Origin of the sequence: Actinoplanes xinjiangensis, assembly GCF_003148685.1 — a bacterium.
GTDB classification, from domain to species: Bacteria; Actinomycetota; Actinomycetes; order Mycobacteriales; family Micromonosporaceae; genus Actinoplanes; species Actinoplanes xinjiangensis.
The window spans coordinates 431,034-447,619 of sequence record NZ_QGGR01000005.1; the positions used below are offsets into that span (position 1 = coordinate 431,034).

Here is a 16,586-nt window from a genome sequence, read left to right on the forward strand (position 1 = left end):
GGCACCGGCGCCGGGGCGGACGGCGACCGCGGTCGCGCACGGTCCGAAGATCCGGCCCAGGTCGGGCATGGCGTGATCACGGCCGGTGACCGCGACGCCGATCACCGGGTCGGGGCGGCCGGTCACCGACGCGAGCGCCCGGTGGTAGGCGGCCAGGACCGGGGCGAACGGGGTCGTACCGGCGGCCGCGGCGCGCTCTCGCAGTGCCGCGGTCCCGGCCGCGTCCACCGTGAAGCCGGCCGTGGTGATCTCCCCGCCGGCGCGCATCGGGCCACCGTCATGCGGGGCGGTCTCCGGGATCATGCCCGCCACCAGGGAGGCATACTCCCGGAAGGTCGCCCGGAGCGGTTCCGGCCGGGCACCGTCGTAGACGGCCAGTAGCTCCCGCATCAGCAGCGCCACGCTGTAGCCGTCTCCGACCAGATGGTGCGCGTAAACCAGCAGGACGTGTTCCTCCGGCCCATAGCGGAGCAGGCGCAACCGCACCAGCGGCCACTCGGCGGGGTCGAACCGGTGTTCCCGCTCCGCCGCCAGTTCCTCGTCGAGCAGCCGCGGCGCGGGCTCGTAGCCGACCACCGGTGTCACCGAGGGGATCTCCCGCTGCACCGGTGGGCGCGCACCCCGGGGGAAGACGGTTCGCAGCATCGGATGCCGGTCGACGAGCGTCCTGACCGCGCGGCGGAACCGTTCCACGTCCAGCGGGCCGTGCAGGCGTGGCGCCGCCAGCCAGGTCGACGGCACGCCGACCGCGTCCGCCAGCAGAAACCCGCGCTGGGTGGGAGTCACCGGAAAGTCGCCCGCTGCCATCGGGGCGCCGGCCGGGTCCGCGCGCTCCGGCGACACGTCCATCATGGCCGCCGATTCGGCGCGCTCCGACGGCTCGACCACGGCCGCCGATTCGGCGGGCTCCGGCGCGTCGATCATGGCCCCGGGTTCGGCAGGCTCCGGCGTCGCGTCGTTCACCGTGGCGAATGCGGTCGGCTCCGGTGATGCGTCGATCACGGCGGCGTCGATCACGGCGGCGTCGATCACGGCGGCGAGTTCGGCGAGGGTGCGATGCCGGTAGAGAACCGTCGGCCGGGGCAGTACCGCCCGGTACCGGGCGAGACTCGCGAAGAGTTCCAGTACCCCGATGGAATCTCCGCCGAGGGCGAAGAAGTCGTCGTCGGGCCGGACCGGGTCCACCCCGAGTTGCCGGGACCACAGCTCTGCGAGCAGGCGCTCCGTGTCGCCGGCCGCGGTCAGCGCCGGCCGGTCGAGCTTCCCGGTCACGGTCAGCGGCAGCTCCCCCACCACGTCGAACCGGGCCGGTATCAGGTGGTCCGGCAGCCGGTCACGCAGGTGGACGCGCAGCGCCGGTCCGTCCACTCCGGACGCCTGCACCCGGGCGACCAGCCGCCCGCCGTCGAGTGCCACGGCCGCCCGCTGCACCGCCGGGTGCTGCCGCAGGACGGCCTCGATCTCGCCCGGCTCGATCCGGTATCCGTGCAGTTTCACCTGGTCGTCGACGCGCCCGCGAAACCACAGGACCCCGTCGGCGTCCCGCGTCGCCAGGTCACCGCTGCGGTACCAGCGCCGCCCGTCCCGTTCCACGAACACCGCCGCGGTCTGCTCCGGATCGTCGAGGTAACCCTCGGCCAGGCCGGTGCCGCCGATCCAGATCTCCCCCTCTGGGCTTTTCCGGTCAGAGCTCACTATGTCGACGACCGCGCCGCCGACCGGCCGGCCGATCGGCAGGCGGGTCACGTCGTCGGCCGGGCGTTCGGTGATCAGGTGCCAGGTCGCGTTGATCGTGGTCTCGGTCGGCCCGTACAGGTTGGTGATCCGCTGGCCCGGGCCGAACAGGTCGAACCAGCGCCGCACGGGCACGGGCGACAGCTCCTCCCCGCCGACGTGTACCCAGCGCAACCGGGACAGGTCGGGGCGGGTCTTCTCAGCGGCCGTCAGCAGCCGCTCCCACAGCGTCGGCACCGAACTCCACACCGTCACCCGGTCCCGGACCAGGCGCTCGACCAGTAACTCCGGATCGCGGACCGTGTCCCGATCCCACGCCACGACAGTCGCCCCCACCAGCAGCGGGGCCAGGATCTGGCGTACCGATGCATCGAAACAGACCGACGCGGTCTGCGCGAGTCGATCGCCTGCGCGGTAACCGAAGGTGGTGATCGCCCAGTCGAGGTAGCCGACCATCGCACGGTGACCCACCGCGACGCCCTTCGGCCGCCCGGTCGATCCGGACGTGAAGATGATGTACGCCGTCCCGTCCGCCCCCGTGCCACCCGGCGCCGTCGCGGCCCCGCCCGTCACGGGTTCGCCTGTCAGGTGCCGCTCCGGCGCACCCTCGCCCGGCGCGTCCGCGTTCACCGGCGTGAACGTCGATCCGAGCGCCTCCACGGCCGCACGCGTCCCGTCGTCGTGAACAATCTCGGTCACGCCGGCCCGGGTGAGCAGGCTCGCCAGCCGGGCCGGCGGGTGCGCGGCGTCCATCGGTACCCACGCCGCTCCGGCCTTCAGGATCCCGACGACCCCGATCACGGTGCCGGCTCCCGGGCTGGTCAGCAGGCCGATCCGGCGGCCGCCGCCGACCACGAGCCGGGCGGCGAGACGGTCCGACGCAGTGTCCATCCCGCGATACGTGAGCGGCACGCCGTCGCTCAGAACGGCAACCCCGTCCGGGGTACGGCGGCACTGCTCCCGGATCCGCTCGACCACCCCGCCGCCCGGCCCCGCCACGACGGCGACCCCGTCGGGGGTACGTCGGCGCTGCTCCCCGACCCGCTCGATCACCCCGCCGCCCGGCCCGGCCAGAGTCGTCAGCTCGGCCAGGTGCTCGTCGGCGAAGCGTTCGACGGTCGCCGCGGTGAACAGGGCCGCCGGATGGTTCCACGAGAAGTGCAGCGTGCCGTGCGCCTCGAAACACACCAGCCCGAGCCGGGTGGCCGCCGACGCCGTGCCCGCGATGGTGGCGAGCACGCCCGCCGCGGTCGCCCCGGCATGCGGGAACCGGGCGAAACTGAAGCTCGCCGGACTCGCCGTGCGGGGCCCGGCGCCGTCCGCAGCCAGCAGACGCGCCAGATCAACAGTGGACACCGAACCGTGTCTCTCCGCCGTCAGCCACCGCTCACGGATCCGGCCGGCCAACGCGGTCACGGTCTCCGCGGGCCGGGTATCGACCAGCACCGGCAGCGTGTCCGCGAACGGCCCGACCATCCGGTCGACATCCGGCAACCGGGCTTCCCGGCCCGCCCGCGCCACCGACACGGGCACGTCACTCTGCCCGCTCCACCGCGCCAGACTGCGCACATATCCGGCAAGCAGCAGGTGGAAGAGCGAAACCCCGGCGTCCCTCGCGACCACCGTCAGCCTCCGGGCGGCTTCCGGGTCAAGAGCCCGCTGATGTACGGCGTACGGCCCGCGAGGCTCGTCCATGGCATCACCGTCGAACGGCAGGGCCAGGTGCGGATACCCCTGAAGCACCGTCCGCCAATGATCGATATCGGTCGCCAGCGGGGCGGTGCGTCCCGCCTCGTGATCCGCGAACGTGGTCGTCGGCGCCGGATCCGGCTCGCGGCCACCGTACAGCGCCCACAACTCGTCACCGAGGATCGCGAGGCTGTAGCCGTCGGCCGCCGCGTGATGCACGACCACGATCAGATGCGCCTGTTCGGTCCCCAGCGCGAGCACCGCCCGGACCGGCCCCTCCCGCCCCAGGTCGAACGGCCGGTTCCGCAGCTCCACCTCCCAGGCCGGCTCCGTACCCCCGTCCCCACCCGGTACCGGCTCGCCGGGCAGGTCGACGACGGTGAACCATCCGGGCCGGCCGGCTGCCGGGGCTACGACGTGCTGTCCATCCGGGCCGAACCGGACCCGCAGCATCGGGTGACGACGTTCCAGCTCGGCGAACGCCCACGCGAGCCGGTCCACGTCGACCGGGACGGCCAGTGTCTGCCGCACATAGGCGTAGGCCGGCACCTGCGGGTAGAGGCGCCCGGTCGTCACGAACGCGCGCTGCACCGGGCTGAACGGGAACTCCGCCGGGCCCGCGAGATGCGCGGTCAGTTCGCCGATCGTCCGGTGCTCGAAGAACAGCGTCGTCGACAGCGTCCGGCCGAGCCGTTTCTCCAGCTCCTTGACCAGGTCGACGGCCGTGAGGGAGTCGAGTCCCAGCGCCAGGAACGGCTCGTCGAGACCGATCCCGCCCGGTTCCCGTTCCAGTGGCCCGGCCAGCAGCTCCCGCACCAGCGACACCATCTCGGCCCGTCCCGGTCCCGGCACCGCGACCCGTTCCGTCCCTCGCGCCTCTTCCCGGCCCGCTCGGCGCGCCTCGTCTCCCGCCGGTACTCGTGCTCCGGCCCCCGCCGGGCTCCGCGACGTTTCTCGCGCTGTTCCGCGCGGCGCGGCGGGTGCGCCGAAACCCGCGCGGGCTGCACGGGGTGGCGCTCCTGCCGGAGTGACGAGCACCTGCGGGACGTTCAGGCCGGCCGCTGCCCACAACGTCTCCGGCACCTGTTCGATCGGGAGCACACCACCGACCGGGGTCAGTCCATGCGCTGCGGCGAGGCCACCGCCGGTGATCGCGGGCAGGTTGACCGCTACGAACGGGCGGCCGGCGGCCCGTTCGCCGGCCGCGAACGTGTCCAGGAAGGCATTGCCGGCAACGTAGTCACCTACCGCGCCGGCCAGGCCGGGCAGTACCGACGAGACCGAGGACAGCGCGATCACCAGCGGACGCCGGTCGCCGAGCGCCCGCGCCAGCAGGATCGTTCCCCGTGTCTTCGCGGCCAGGCCGGCGGTGATCTCCTCCGCGGACTTGGCGCGCAGACTGCCCGGCCGGGCCACACCGGCCGCCTGGATCACGATGTCGAAGTCACGGCCCGCCACCAGGGCGACGACGTCCTCCTCGACGGTCACGTCGGTCACCCGGTAGTCCACGGTCGCACCGAGTTCGCGCAGTTCGGCCAGGAGAGCGGCCGGTTCGGCGGAGCGCCCGGCGAGCAGTAGCCGGGGCCGGCCGCGGCGGGCCAGGTGCCGGGCGATCTCCGCACCGATCGCGCCGGCACCGCCGACGATCAGATAGCTGCCGTCCGACGGCGGGACCAGCGGGTCACCGGGCGCCGCACCCGCCGCCCGCCTTCCGACACCGGCGGCCGGGGTGAACGAGCGGATCAGGCGGTGGCCGTTGCGCCGGACGATGATCTCGGCGGGGCCGGGGGCCGGCGGGCTGATGCCCTCCTGTTCCAGGGCGGTCCGCCGTGCCTCTTGCGAGTCGGCGGAGCTGAGGTCGAGGATCCGTACCGATGCATGGGGGTTCTCGTCGGCGAAAGCCATCGCCAGGCCGGACCAGACCGCGTGCCGGGGGTCCGGCTGGTTGTCGCCCGTGGCGAACAGATCGCGGGTGACCAGCAGCAGGAACCCGTTGCGGGGTGCGGCGGTGACGGCCGCGAGCGCGTCTTCGGCCTCGGTGGAACCGGCGATCACCACCGTCGCGCCGGCCGCCGGTTCGGACTCGGGCAGCGGGCACCGGATCCAGGTGGGAACCGTCAGCGCCGGCCCGGGCCGATCGGTGACCCAGAAGCGGCGGCGCTGGAAGGGGTACGTCGGCAGGTCCACGCGACTGGTGCCGGCGTCCAGGTGGGCGCGGTTCAGGGCGGCGCCGCGCAGCCACAGAGCGCCGGCCGTCTCCAGGATCGCGGTGGCGTCATGGCCTGCCGGGAGAACGGTCGTCTCGCGTACCAGAGGAGAAAGGGTGACCGACGCGCCCACCTCGACCATCGTGTCGAAACCGGCCGCGCGCAGCCGGTCGGTGGCCTCCGCGAAACGGACCGGGCGCACCGCGTGCGCCGCCAGATAGGCGCCGTCCCACGCCGCGTCCCACTCCCCCGTCACCGTGCTGAGCTGCGGGATCGTGGCCGGGCGTATGGGCGGCGACAGGCGCGCGAGGACCTCGGCAACCGGGCCCATCGCCGGTGAGTGGAAGGCGTGCGAGACCGCGAGCCGGCGGGTCGTGACGCCGTGCGCCGTCAGGCGGGCCGCGACGCTGTCGACCGCGTCGCGCGGACCGGCGAGAACCACCCGGTGCGGTGCGTTCACCGCGGCGACGACGATGCCCGTCGGCAGGGTCCCGAGCAGTCCGGTGATGTCGGTGGTGGAGGCGGCCACCGCGAGCATGGCACCCGGCTCGGCCAGCGCGGCGGTGAGGCGGCCCCGTTCCGCGGCGAGCAGCACGGCCTCGATCGCGGTCAGCCGCCCGGCGGTGACGGCGGCCGCCAGTTCGCCGAGGCTGTGCCCGGTGACCGCGTCCGGCCGGATGCCGTAGGCGGCCAACTGCGCGGCCTGCGCCACCCCGAAGGCGACCACCAGCGGCTGGGCGACCTCGGTGCGGGCCAGATCGGACATCGGGACGGTCGGGTCGATGCACCATTCGACCAGCGAACGGCCCGCCACCGGGCCGGCCGCCGCGGACACGTCGTCCAGGACGGCGCGGAAGACGGGAGCGGTGGCGTACAGGTCGGCGCCCTGGCCGGGACGCTGCGTACCCTGCCCGCCGAAGAGGAACACCACCCGGGCGGTACGGGCGGGCAGCGGCGCGGGTTCCGCTGAGGCGAGCCGCTCCAGCAGATCATTCCCGGTCACCAGGGCCATTCGGTACGGGCCGTCGTCGCGCGCGGTGGACGCGGTCGCGCACACGTCCGCCATCGGCTGCCCGGGATGCCCGCGCAGGTGGTCCGCCAGTTGCGCGGCCACCGTCCGGAGCCCGGCCGCGGACCGTGCCGACAGGGTCAGCAGATGTGGCCCGCCGGAACTCACCCGCCGGGTGGCCGTCTCCTCCGCCGCTGCCAGGATCACGTGGGCGTTCGTTCCCCCGAACCCGAAGCCGTTGACGCCCGCGACGAGCGGCCCCACCCAGGGGCGCCGTTCGGTGACCACCTCGAACCCGGCCCCCGCCAGGTCGAACCGCGGCGACGGACGGTCGTGATGCAGCGACGGCGGCAACTCCCGGTGCTGAAGGGCCAGGATGACCTTCACCAGCGCGGGCATACCGGCCACGTTGAGCAGGTGACCGATGTTCGTCTTCACCGAACCGAGCAGCCGGGGACGGCCGTCCGGGCGAGGTGGGAACGCGTACGCCAGGGACCGCGCCTCGATCGGATCACCGACCGCCGTGCCGGTGCCGTGCGCCTCCACATAGGTGACATCGGCCGGATCGACACCGCACTCCCGGTACGCGTCCGCGATCACCTCACGCTGCAGCAGCGGATTCGGCGCCATCAGGCTCAGCGAACGGCCGTCGTTGTTGACGGCGCTGCCCCGTACCACCGCGAGCACCCGATCGTCACCGGCATCGGCCAGCCGGGTCAGAACCAGCGCCGCCCCGCCCTCACCGGGCACGAACCCGTCGGCATCCGCCGCGAACGCCCGGCACCGGCCGGTCGGCGACAGCGCCTGCGCGGCGGTCAGCAGCGCTTCACCGGTGGCGGTCAGGTTCAGGTTCACCCCGCCCACGATGGCTACGTCACAGTCGCCGGCGGCCAGGCTGCGCCGTGCCAGATGAAGCGCGACCAGTGCTGATGAGCAGGCGGTGTCGACCGCGATGGCGGGGCCGCGCAGGTCCAGCAGATGCGCCACCCGTGCCGCGATCAGGTTCCGCAGGACGCCGGTCAGCGCGAACGACCCCTTACCCCCGAGCGCGCTCCCGGCTCCAGCCGCCGCTCCGGCTTCGGCTTCGGCTTCGGCTTCGGCTTCGGCTTCGGCTTCGGCTTCGGCTTCGGCTTCGGCTTCGGCGATGATCTCCGGGTAGCTGCTCTCGCCTACTGCGGCGAACACGCCGATCTTGCGGGTTTTTCGGCGCGGGCCGGCGTATCCGGCTCGTTCCAAGGCCTCGTGCGCGACCTCCAGGAAGATCCGCGCATGAGGGTCGAGAAGCCGCGCCTCATCATCCTCGATCCCGAAATATCCGGCATCGAACGACGCGGGATCCGTCAGAAACGCCCCGTGCCCGCCCCCAGCCCACCGGGTCACGGGAGTGACGCTGTCCCGTCCGGCGACGAGGTTCGCCCAGAACTCCTCCGGTGTGTCCGCCCCCGGGAACCGGCACGCCATCCCGACAACCGCCAACGCTCCCTCCCCGCGGCCGCCGGCCACCTCAGCGCCCTGCCCGCGGGTCCCGGCCACCTCGGCGTCCTGCTCGCGGGCTCCGGTCACCTCGGCGCCCTCCCCGCGGGTGCCGGTCACGACCGTCGTCGATTCCTCCCGCTGAGCCGCCTCCGAAAGGCAGCAGACGTTCCCGCAACGTCCGGCCTCAGGTTCGCCGGGACCGTTCCGCACCTCGTCATCGGCCCCTCCCCGCCCGGATGACTCAGCACCGTCACCTTGCCTGGCCCCCCGCACTGAAGCGCCGTCACCTTGCCCGGCTGCCCGCACGGACCCGGCGGCACCGCGGGCCTCACCATCGCCTCCCGGACCGACGACTGCGGCCACTCCGTCGGCCAGCAACCGATCGGCGAGAGCCGGAACGGTTGCACAATCCCGGAGCAACACCGGATCGAAGGTACGGCCGAACGCGTCCTCCAGCCCCGCCAGCACCTCCATCGCCCGCAACGAGGAACCACCGATCGCCAGGAACCGATCGTCCGGCCCGATCGTGTCCGCAGGCACCCCGAGCACCCGCGCCCAGATCTCCCGAACGGCCCGCTCCACGTCAGCCCGCCCCAGCGGGACCACGTTCCCGCCCGGGTTCTCCCGCACAGCCGACAGTCCGTAACCCGCCGCCGCCCCAAGACCCAGCTGGCCCCCACCGCTGTCTCCGGCCGCTTGAGACAACGGTGACAACCAGCCAGAACCAGCCAGCTGGCCCTCACCGCTGTCTCCGGCCGCTTGAGACAACGGTGACAACCAGCCAGAACCAACCGGCTGGCCGTCACCGTCGCCTCCGGCGGCCTGAGACAGCGGTGGGAACCAGCCAGAACCAACCGGCTGGCCCTCACCGTCGCCTCCGGCGGCCTGAGACAGCGGTGAGGGCCAGCCGGTGCCAGCCGGCTGGCTGTCAGCGTTGTCTTCGGCGGCCTGAGACAGCGGTGAGGGCCAGCTGGGGAGATTTGGATCGCGGCGGGCGGTGAGGGGCGGGGGACCCGCGGAGGGGGGCGCGGGAGGAGAAGTGCTGACAGCAGGTGGGGTGGCGGGCGTGGGCGTATTGGCGGGCGTGGGTGGGGTGAGGGCTGCGGCGAGGCGGTCGCGTAGGGGGTGGCGGCGGAGTTTGCCGCTGGTGGTCCGGGTGAAAGCGCCGTTGGGGAGGACCTCGACGCGGACGTCGTCGTGGGCCAGAGCCTCGGCGACCCGGGATCGGACGAGGGCGGGCAGGCCGGTCGGGTCGGGGCGGACGGTGGGGGTGGCGAGGAAGACCGCCACACGTTCGTGGCCGGAGACGGGGTCGGTGGCTCCGACGACGGCTATCGGGCCGGGCGCCAGACCGGGCGTTGCGGCGGCCACCTCCTCCAGGTCGGCGGCGTGGAAGTTGCGGCCGTTGATGAAGAGGACGTCCTTGTGCCGGCCGGTGATCACCAGACGGCCCTCACGGAGGAAGCCGGTGTCTCCGGTGCGGAGCCATTCACCGTCGAAGGCGGCGGCCGTCGCGGTGGGATCCCGGTGATAGCCGCGGGTGACGTTCGGGCCCCGCACCTGGACGTGCCCGACGAGGCTGTCCTCCAGTACCGCTCCCTCGTCGTCCACGATGCGCAGCTCGCAGCCGGGCACCGGATGGCCGACGTCCATCAGCAGTACCACCCCGGAGTGATCCGCGGCGTCAGGTGAAGGGGCGGCGGGCCCGGAGAACGCGAGGGCGGACGACGCGGCAGCGGACGACGCCGGGGCCGGCGACGTCCCGAGGGCGGGAGCGGCAATGCCTCGCGAGAGGGCGGAGAAGGTCACCTCGGGGGAGACGGCCGGGAAGGTCTCCTCCGGCGAGACGGCCGGGGCGGCCACCCCCGGGGAGAGGGCGGGGAAGGCCTCGCCTCGGGAGGGGGCGGGGAGGGCGACTCCTCGGGAGAGGGCGGCTCGGCTGAGTGCGACCGGGGTGGCCGGTTCGCCGAGCGGGGGGCAGGCCACCGCAACGGTCGCCTCGGCCAGGCCGTAGACCGGCTGCATCGCTCCGGGCCGCAGGCCGGTGGGCGCGAGGCGGGTGGCGAACGTCTGCCAGACCGACGGGGAGATGGGTTCGGCGCCGACCATCAGGAGGCGGACGCTGGTCAGGTCCAGGGAGTCGAGTACCGGCTGGGGGACCCGGCGGTTGACCAGGGACAGGGCGAAGTTGGCGGCGGACAGGACGGTGGCCCGATGGTCGGCGGCGGTGCGCAGCCACAGTTCGGGGCGTTTGGCGAAGGCCAGCGGGGTGATGCGGACCTGGCGGCACCGGGCGTACAGGGGGGCCAGGTGGGTGCCGATCAGGCCCATGTCGTGGAAGTACGGCATCCAGGTCACGAACACGTCGTCGCTGGTGAGGGCTCCGGCTCGGGTGGCCTGGGCCAGGTTGGCGAGCACGTTGGCGTGGGTGAGTTCCACGCCTTTGGGTGCGCCGGTGCTTCCCGAGGAGAACTGGAGGAAGGCGAGGTCGTCCGGCCGTACCGGATGAGGGGTCGGCAACGGCAACGCGGAGCGGAGGTCGCGGGCGGACAGCAGGGTGCCGCCGGGGGTCGCGGTGTCGCCCGCCAGGGGCGGGCCGTCGAGGTGGCGCCAGACGGCGGCGAGGCGGTGCGGCTCCGGTGGGAGAGGCACGGGTACGGCACCCGCGACGATCGCGCCCCAGAAGAGGCCGAGGAAGTCCACCCCGTCTTCGGTGACCACCGGGAGGGGGTCGCCGGGCGCGACGCCCGCCTCGCGCAGGCCGCCGCCGATGCGCAGCGCGTCGGCGAAAAGCTCGGCGTAACTGACGAAACGGTCCGCGTGAACCATGCCTTGACCTGGTGCGATGGTCGCGGCTCGGGTCAGCACATCGGTCAGCGTCATGATCATGAGCCTATCGACGGATGCAACCCTCAGTGTCCGCCGGATGTCCGATCGTGAGGACGTGCCGCATCTGTTCCTGCTGGCCAACCTCGTCATCATGGTCGCCTACGCGGCGATCATGGTGTCGATCGTGGTGCCCGTGCACCGGGCCGGACAGCTGGGGTCGAACAAGCTGGCCACCGCGACCGCGATCATCTTCTTCAGTTGCGCGGTCGGGCACGGTCTGCATGCGGCGATGGCCTGGCAGGCGCTGATGGTGCTGAACGGGGCGCACCCGCACGGTGCCGATCCGGGCTGGTCGTCGGCGTCGGCGATCTGGGACGCGGGCACGGCGGCGGCCGGCGTCTACTACTGGACGCTGCGGCGCGGGTACGGGGTGCTGCTCCAGAAGGGTGCGATCTACGTCGACCCGTGGGGGCAGTGGCGGCTGGACGAGGCGGACGCGCGGGAGCGGGCGGCGCGGGATCTGGCCGCCGCGAACCAGGCGACGCTCGCGACGATCGTCGAGGACAGCGCCGACGCGATCATCGGGCTCACCCCGAACGGGACGATCAACGCGTGGAACGGCGGGGCGGAACGGATCTTCGGCTGGACGGCGCGGGAGGTGCTCGCCCAGCCGGCCACCATCTTCGCCGACGCGGCCGGGATCGGGCAGCAGGCGGACATGCTGGCGCGGATGCGGGCCGGGGAGGGCAGTTTCTCGTACGAGGGACGCCGGATCCGCAAGGACGGCAGCCCGGTCGACGTGGCGTTCACGGTCACCCCGGTCACCGACCCGGCAGGCGGGGTGATCGGGGTGTCGGTGATCGCCCGGGACGTGTCCGCCGAGAAGGAGGCCGCCGAACGTCAACGGGCCGTGCAGGAACGCAGTGACCAGGCGAAACGGATGGAGAGTCTGGGAAACCTGGCCGGCGGGGTGGCACACGACTTCAACAACATCCTGGCGATCATCGCGAACTACACGGACTTCGTGATCGACGAGACCCGGGAGCTGCCGCACGTGCAGGCCGATCTCGCCCACGTGCGGACCGCGGTGGACCGGGCCACCAGCCTGACCCGGCAGTTGCTCACGTTCACCCGCGGCGATGCCATCCAGTTGCGCGACGTCGACCTGAACGCCTCGATCGCCGAGGTGCACGCGGTGCTGGAACGCACGATCGGCGAGCACATCACGCTGATCGCGGTGCCGGCGCCGGCGCCGCTGTACGTGCACGCCGACCCCGGCCAGGTGCACCAGATCCTGCTGAACCTGGCGATCAACGCGCGGGACGCGATGCCGGACGGCGGCACCGTGGTGCTGGAGGCGAACGTGGCGGCCCTGGACGGCGAGGAGCTGAACATGCAGCCGCCGCTGCCGGCCGGGACGTACGCCCGGCTGCTGGTCAGCGACACCGGTGAGGGCATGGCACCGGAGACGGCGGCGCGGATCTTCGAGCCGTTCTTCACCACGAAACCGCGGGGCCGCGGGACCGGGCTGGGGCTGGCCACCGTCTACGGGATCGTCGCCGAGGCGGGCGGCAGCATCAACGTCTACTCCGAACCGGGGGTGGGCACCACGTTCCGGATCTATCTGCCGATCTCGACCGCGACCGGGCCGGCACCGGAGCCGGCCCACACCGACAGCCCGCCGCAGGGGGACGGGCGGACCGTGCTCGTGGTCGAGGACGAGGTGCCGCTGGCCCGGATCATCACGCGGATCCTGACGAACGGCGGCTACCGGGTCCGGACCGCGGTCAACGGCGCCGAGGGGCTGCGGGTCTTCCAGGAGCACGGCTGCGACCTGCTGCTCACCGACGTGATCATGCCGGAGATCACCGGGCCGAAGCTCGCCGAACTGGTCCGTCGCGAGCGGCCGGACCTGCCGGTGCTGTTCATGTCCGGCTACAGCAACGGGCTGCTCGGCACGACGCATGTGCTCGACGAGGGGATCGCCTTCATCGAGAAGCCGTTCACCAGCGGGGATCTGCTGCACAGGGTATTCGCCACGATGTCACATGACATCTGTCATTGAGGATCGCTGACAGCGGCGACTGCCCCTCGCGCTCCGGAACACCAACCATGAACACATGAGCACACAGACGATCGAGGTGGATGGCCTCCGCCAGCGGTACGGGGACTTCGAAGCCGTCCGGGGTATCGACTTCAGCGTCGCGAGCGGGCAGCTGTTCGCCCTGCTCGGCACGAACGGGGCCGGCAAGACGACCACCATGGAGGTGCTCGAGGGATTCCGGCCGGCCGCTTCGGGGAGTGTGCGCCTGCTGGACGCCGATCCCTATCGGCACCGGCGGGCGCTGCGGCCACGGGTCGGGATCATGTTGCAGGAGAGCGGACTGATCGGCGATCTCACCGTGGCCGAGACCGTCTCGCTCTGGCGTGACCTGCATGCGCGGCCGCTTCCCGCCTCCTCGGTGCTGGACCAGGTCGACCTGACCGAGAAGTCCGGCACCGCGGTACGGCAGCTGTCCGGTGGGCAGAAACGCCGCCTCGACCTGGCGCTGGCCATCGTCGGCCGGCCCGAGGTCCTCTTCCTCGACGAGCCCACCACCGGCATGGACCCGGAGGCGCGGATCGGCACGTGGCGGCTCATCCAGGAGCTGGTCGCCGGCGGTACGACCGTGCTGCTCACCACCCACTACCTCGAGGAGGCCGAGCGCCTCGCCGACCGGATCGCGATCATGCACCGGGGCGAGATCCGGATCGCGGGGACGGTGCCCGAGGTGGTGTCCGGCCACGGTGACCGGATCGCCTTCCGTGTCCCGGCGCACATCCCGATCGACGCCCTGCCGCTCCTCGACGGCCTGCCACCGGAGATCACCGTCGCCGACGGCCTGCCCACCGCCCGGTGGACGGTGACCGGCGGCGACCCGGACGGGCGTGCGCACCGCGCGGTGGCGGCGCTGCTGGCCTGGGCGGTCGAGCAGAGCGTCACGCTGGACCGGCTGTCGGTCCGTCCCGCCTCCCTCGAAGACGTGTTCCTGAGCATCGTGGAGAACCAGTGAAAACCGACCTCGCGCACATCTACCGGCTGGCCCGGCTCGACCTGACGCTGATCTTCCGGAACCGGTCGGCGCTCACCAACGCCGTCCTCATGCCGCTCGCCGTCGCCGCGTTCCTGGTGTTCACCGCCGATCAGGCGGGCCGGGACAGCGTCGAGTACATCCTGACCGGGCAGATCGCCGGGCTGCTGATGTTCGCGCCCCTGGTCAACCTGGCCGGCTTCTACACCAGCCGCCGCGAGGAACTGGTCCTCAAACGGCTGCTCGGCGGTCCCGCGTCGGCGACCGCCATCCTCGGCGGCAGCGCGGCCGGTGCCACCGCGGTCTACCTGCTCCAGGCTCTCGCCGTCGTGATCGCGGCCGTGGTGATGGGCTTCGGGCTGCCCGGCAACCCGCTGCTCGTGCTGGTCGCCGCGCTCGGCGGGGCGGCGGTGTTCGCGCTGCTGTCGATGGCGATCTCCGGGTTGAGCTCGTCCGGTGAGCTGGCGCAGCTGGCGACCGTACCGGTGATGCTGGTCTGTCTGGTCCTCTCCCCCGTCATCGTGCCGGCCGAAGCCTTCCCGGAGCGGCTCCGGCAGGTCGCCGAATACCTGCCGCTGACCCCGGTCGCCGACCTGGTACGGGCCGGTTACGGTGCCGGCTTCGCGTGGTCGTCGCTGGGTCTGCTGGCCGCGTGGGTGGCCGTCGCCGCGCTGTTGGCCCGGCGGTTCTTCCGCTGGGACCCGCGGCGCGGCTGAAAGTTAGGGTGTCGACATGACCGGCGCTATCCAGCGGGCCCAGCGGATCACCATGTGGAGCCTCGGCTTCAGCATGCTCCTGGCATGGTTCGGCGCGGCGTCCGGTGTCGCCCTGTCGGCCGGCGCGGGCCAGGTGTCACCGCCGCGGATCGCCGTCGCCCTGGCGGCGCTGCTGGTCTTCACCTGGTCCGGCACGCGGCTGGTCCGCGCGGTGTCCATCTTCTGGCCTCGGCAGGCCCGCCGCAGCCGCATCGACACCGCGGTCTCCGGGGCGGCCGCCCTGACGGTGCTGGTCGTGCAGGACGCCCACCCGGCCGGCTGGGGCATGGTCGCGATCGCCTGGATCAGCCTGGTCACGGTCCGCACCTCCCGGGTCATGACGGTCGTGCTGGCGCTCGGCACCGTCGCCGTCACCGTCACCGTCAGCGCGGTCAACCCCGGTCCGGAGCCGGTGCCGGTCCTCGCGTCCCTGGCGATCTACGGTGCCCTGTCGCTGACCCTGCCGTGGGCGAACAAACTGTGGATCTGGATCCTCGACCTCACCGAGCAGGCGCACCACACCAAGGACGCCGAGGCGCGGCTCGCCGTCACCGAGGAACGTCTCCGGTTCGCCCGCGACCTGCACGACCTGGTCGGCCACAGCCTGTCGGTGATCGCCGTGAAGAGCGAGCTGGCCGGCAAACTCACCGCCATCGACACCGACCGGGCCGCCGAGCAGATGGCCGAGGTGCGCGCCCTCGCCCAGGACGGTCTGCGCCAGATCCGTTCCGCGGTGCGCGGTTACCGGATTCTCGACCTGGCCTCCGAGGTCGCCAGTGTGCGGGCCATTCTCGAAGCCGACGGCATCCGCTGCAAGGTCGACCTGCCGGACGGTGCCGTCGATCCGGAGGCGGCCGGTCCGTTCGCCTGGGTGGTCCGGGAGAGCGCCACGAACATCCTGCGGCACAGCACCGCCACCTGGTGCACGGTCACCCTGTGGGCCGCCGACGGATCCGCGGTCCTCGAGGTCGTCAACGACGGTGTCACGGCCGTCACCGCCGACCAGGCCGGCACCGGTCTCGCCGGCCTCGCCGAACGCCTCGTCGCCGTCGGTGGCACGCTGACCGCCCAGCCCACCGGCGACGGACGCTTCGTGGTCCGGGCCACCGCCCCGGCGGTTCCGGCTCCCGCGGCTCCGCGGTCCACGGCTCCCTCGCCCCCGGTTCCGCCACCCGGTCCGGCGTCGGCCGTCCTGTCCATCGCGCCCGGGGAGACCGCATGATCCGCGTTCTGCTCGCCGACGACCAGCACCTCATCCGGGAGGCGCTGGCCATGATGCTGGACTTCGAGGACGATCTGACGGTGGTGGCCCAGTGTGGCCGCGGTGACGACGTGCTGCCGGCCGTCGCCGCCCACGACCCGGACGTGATCGTCCTGGACATCGAGATGCCCGGCCTCGACGGCCTCACCGTCGCCGAACGGCTCCCGGGCCGCGCCATGCTCATCCTCAGCACGTTCGCCCGGCCCGGGTATCTGCGCCGCGCCATCGCCGCCGGCGTGCGCGGGTTCATCCCGAAGGACGCCTCCAGCGCCGAACTCGCCGAGGCCATCCGCCGGATCCACGCCGGTGGCCGCTATCTCGACCCGGAGCTGGCGGCGTCCGCCATGATGGCCGGCGAGAGCCCGCTCACCGACCGCGAACGCGACACCCTGACCCTGGCCGCGTCCGGCGCCTCGGTCGCCGACATCGCGGCCCGGCTGCACCTGAGTGAGGGTACGGTCCGCAACTACCTGTCGAACGCGATGACCAAACTCGGCGCCCCCAACCGGCTGACCGCGATCCACCAGGCCCAGCGGATGGGATGGATCTGACCGC

5 protein-coding genes and 1 pseudogene are annotated in these 16,586 nt (G+C 72.7%); 5 read left to right on the plus strand and 1 reads right to left on the minus strand.

All coding sequences use genetic code 11. The annotated features are described in order from the left end of the window. Positions 1–327: 327 nt before the first annotated feature. A pseudogene (locus tag BC793_RS50560) lies at positions 328–11,097 on the minus strand (amino acid adenylation domain-containing protein); the annotation flags it as partial. Between BC793_RS50560 and BC793_RS14285 the strand changes: the two are divergent. Genes BC793_RS14285 through BC793_RS14305 form a run of 5 tightly spaced genes read left to right on the plus strand, consistent with a single transcriptional unit; the run spans position 11,042 to position 16,582 of the window. After that, complete coding sequence (locus BC793_RS14285) at positions 11,042–13,009, plus strand: ATP-binding protein (RefSeq protein WP_109592964.1); 1,968 nt, start codon at positions 11,042–11,044, stop codon at positions 13,007–13,009. The pseudogene BC793_RS50560 and the gene BC793_RS14285 sit on opposite strands and share 56 nt — an antisense overlap. 55 nt (positions 13,010–13,064) lie before the next feature. Further along, the gene (locus tag BC793_RS14290) at positions 13,065–13,997 is read left to right on the plus strand and encodes an ABC transporter ATP-binding protein (protein ID WP_109592965.1); all 933 of its coding nucleotides are present in this window, start codon (positions 13,065–13,067) and stop codon (positions 13,995–13,997) included. Beyond that, positions 13,994–14,731 (plus strand): ABC transporter permease, encoded by a 738-nt coding sequence (locus tag BC793_RS14295; RefSeq protein WP_158319250.1) that lies wholly within the window; start codon positions 13,994–13,996, stop codon positions 14,729–14,731. The genes BC793_RS14290 and BC793_RS14295 overlap by 4 nt, the downstream gene beginning before the upstream one ends. A 16-nt stretch (positions 14,732–14,747) precedes the next feature. Beyond that, positions 14,748–15,992, plus strand: coding sequence for a sensor histidine kinase (locus BC793_RS14300; protein WP_109592966.1), 1,245 nt, complete (start codon positions 14,748–14,750; stop codon positions 15,990–15,992). Then, positions 15,989–16,582 (plus strand): response regulator transcription factor, encoded by a 594-nt coding sequence (locus BC793_RS14305; protein ID WP_109592967.1) that lies wholly within the window; start codon positions 15,989–15,991, stop codon positions 16,580–16,582. The genes BC793_RS14300 and BC793_RS14305 overlap by 4 nt, the downstream gene beginning before the upstream one ends. Positions 16,583–16,586 lie beyond the last annotated feature (4 nt).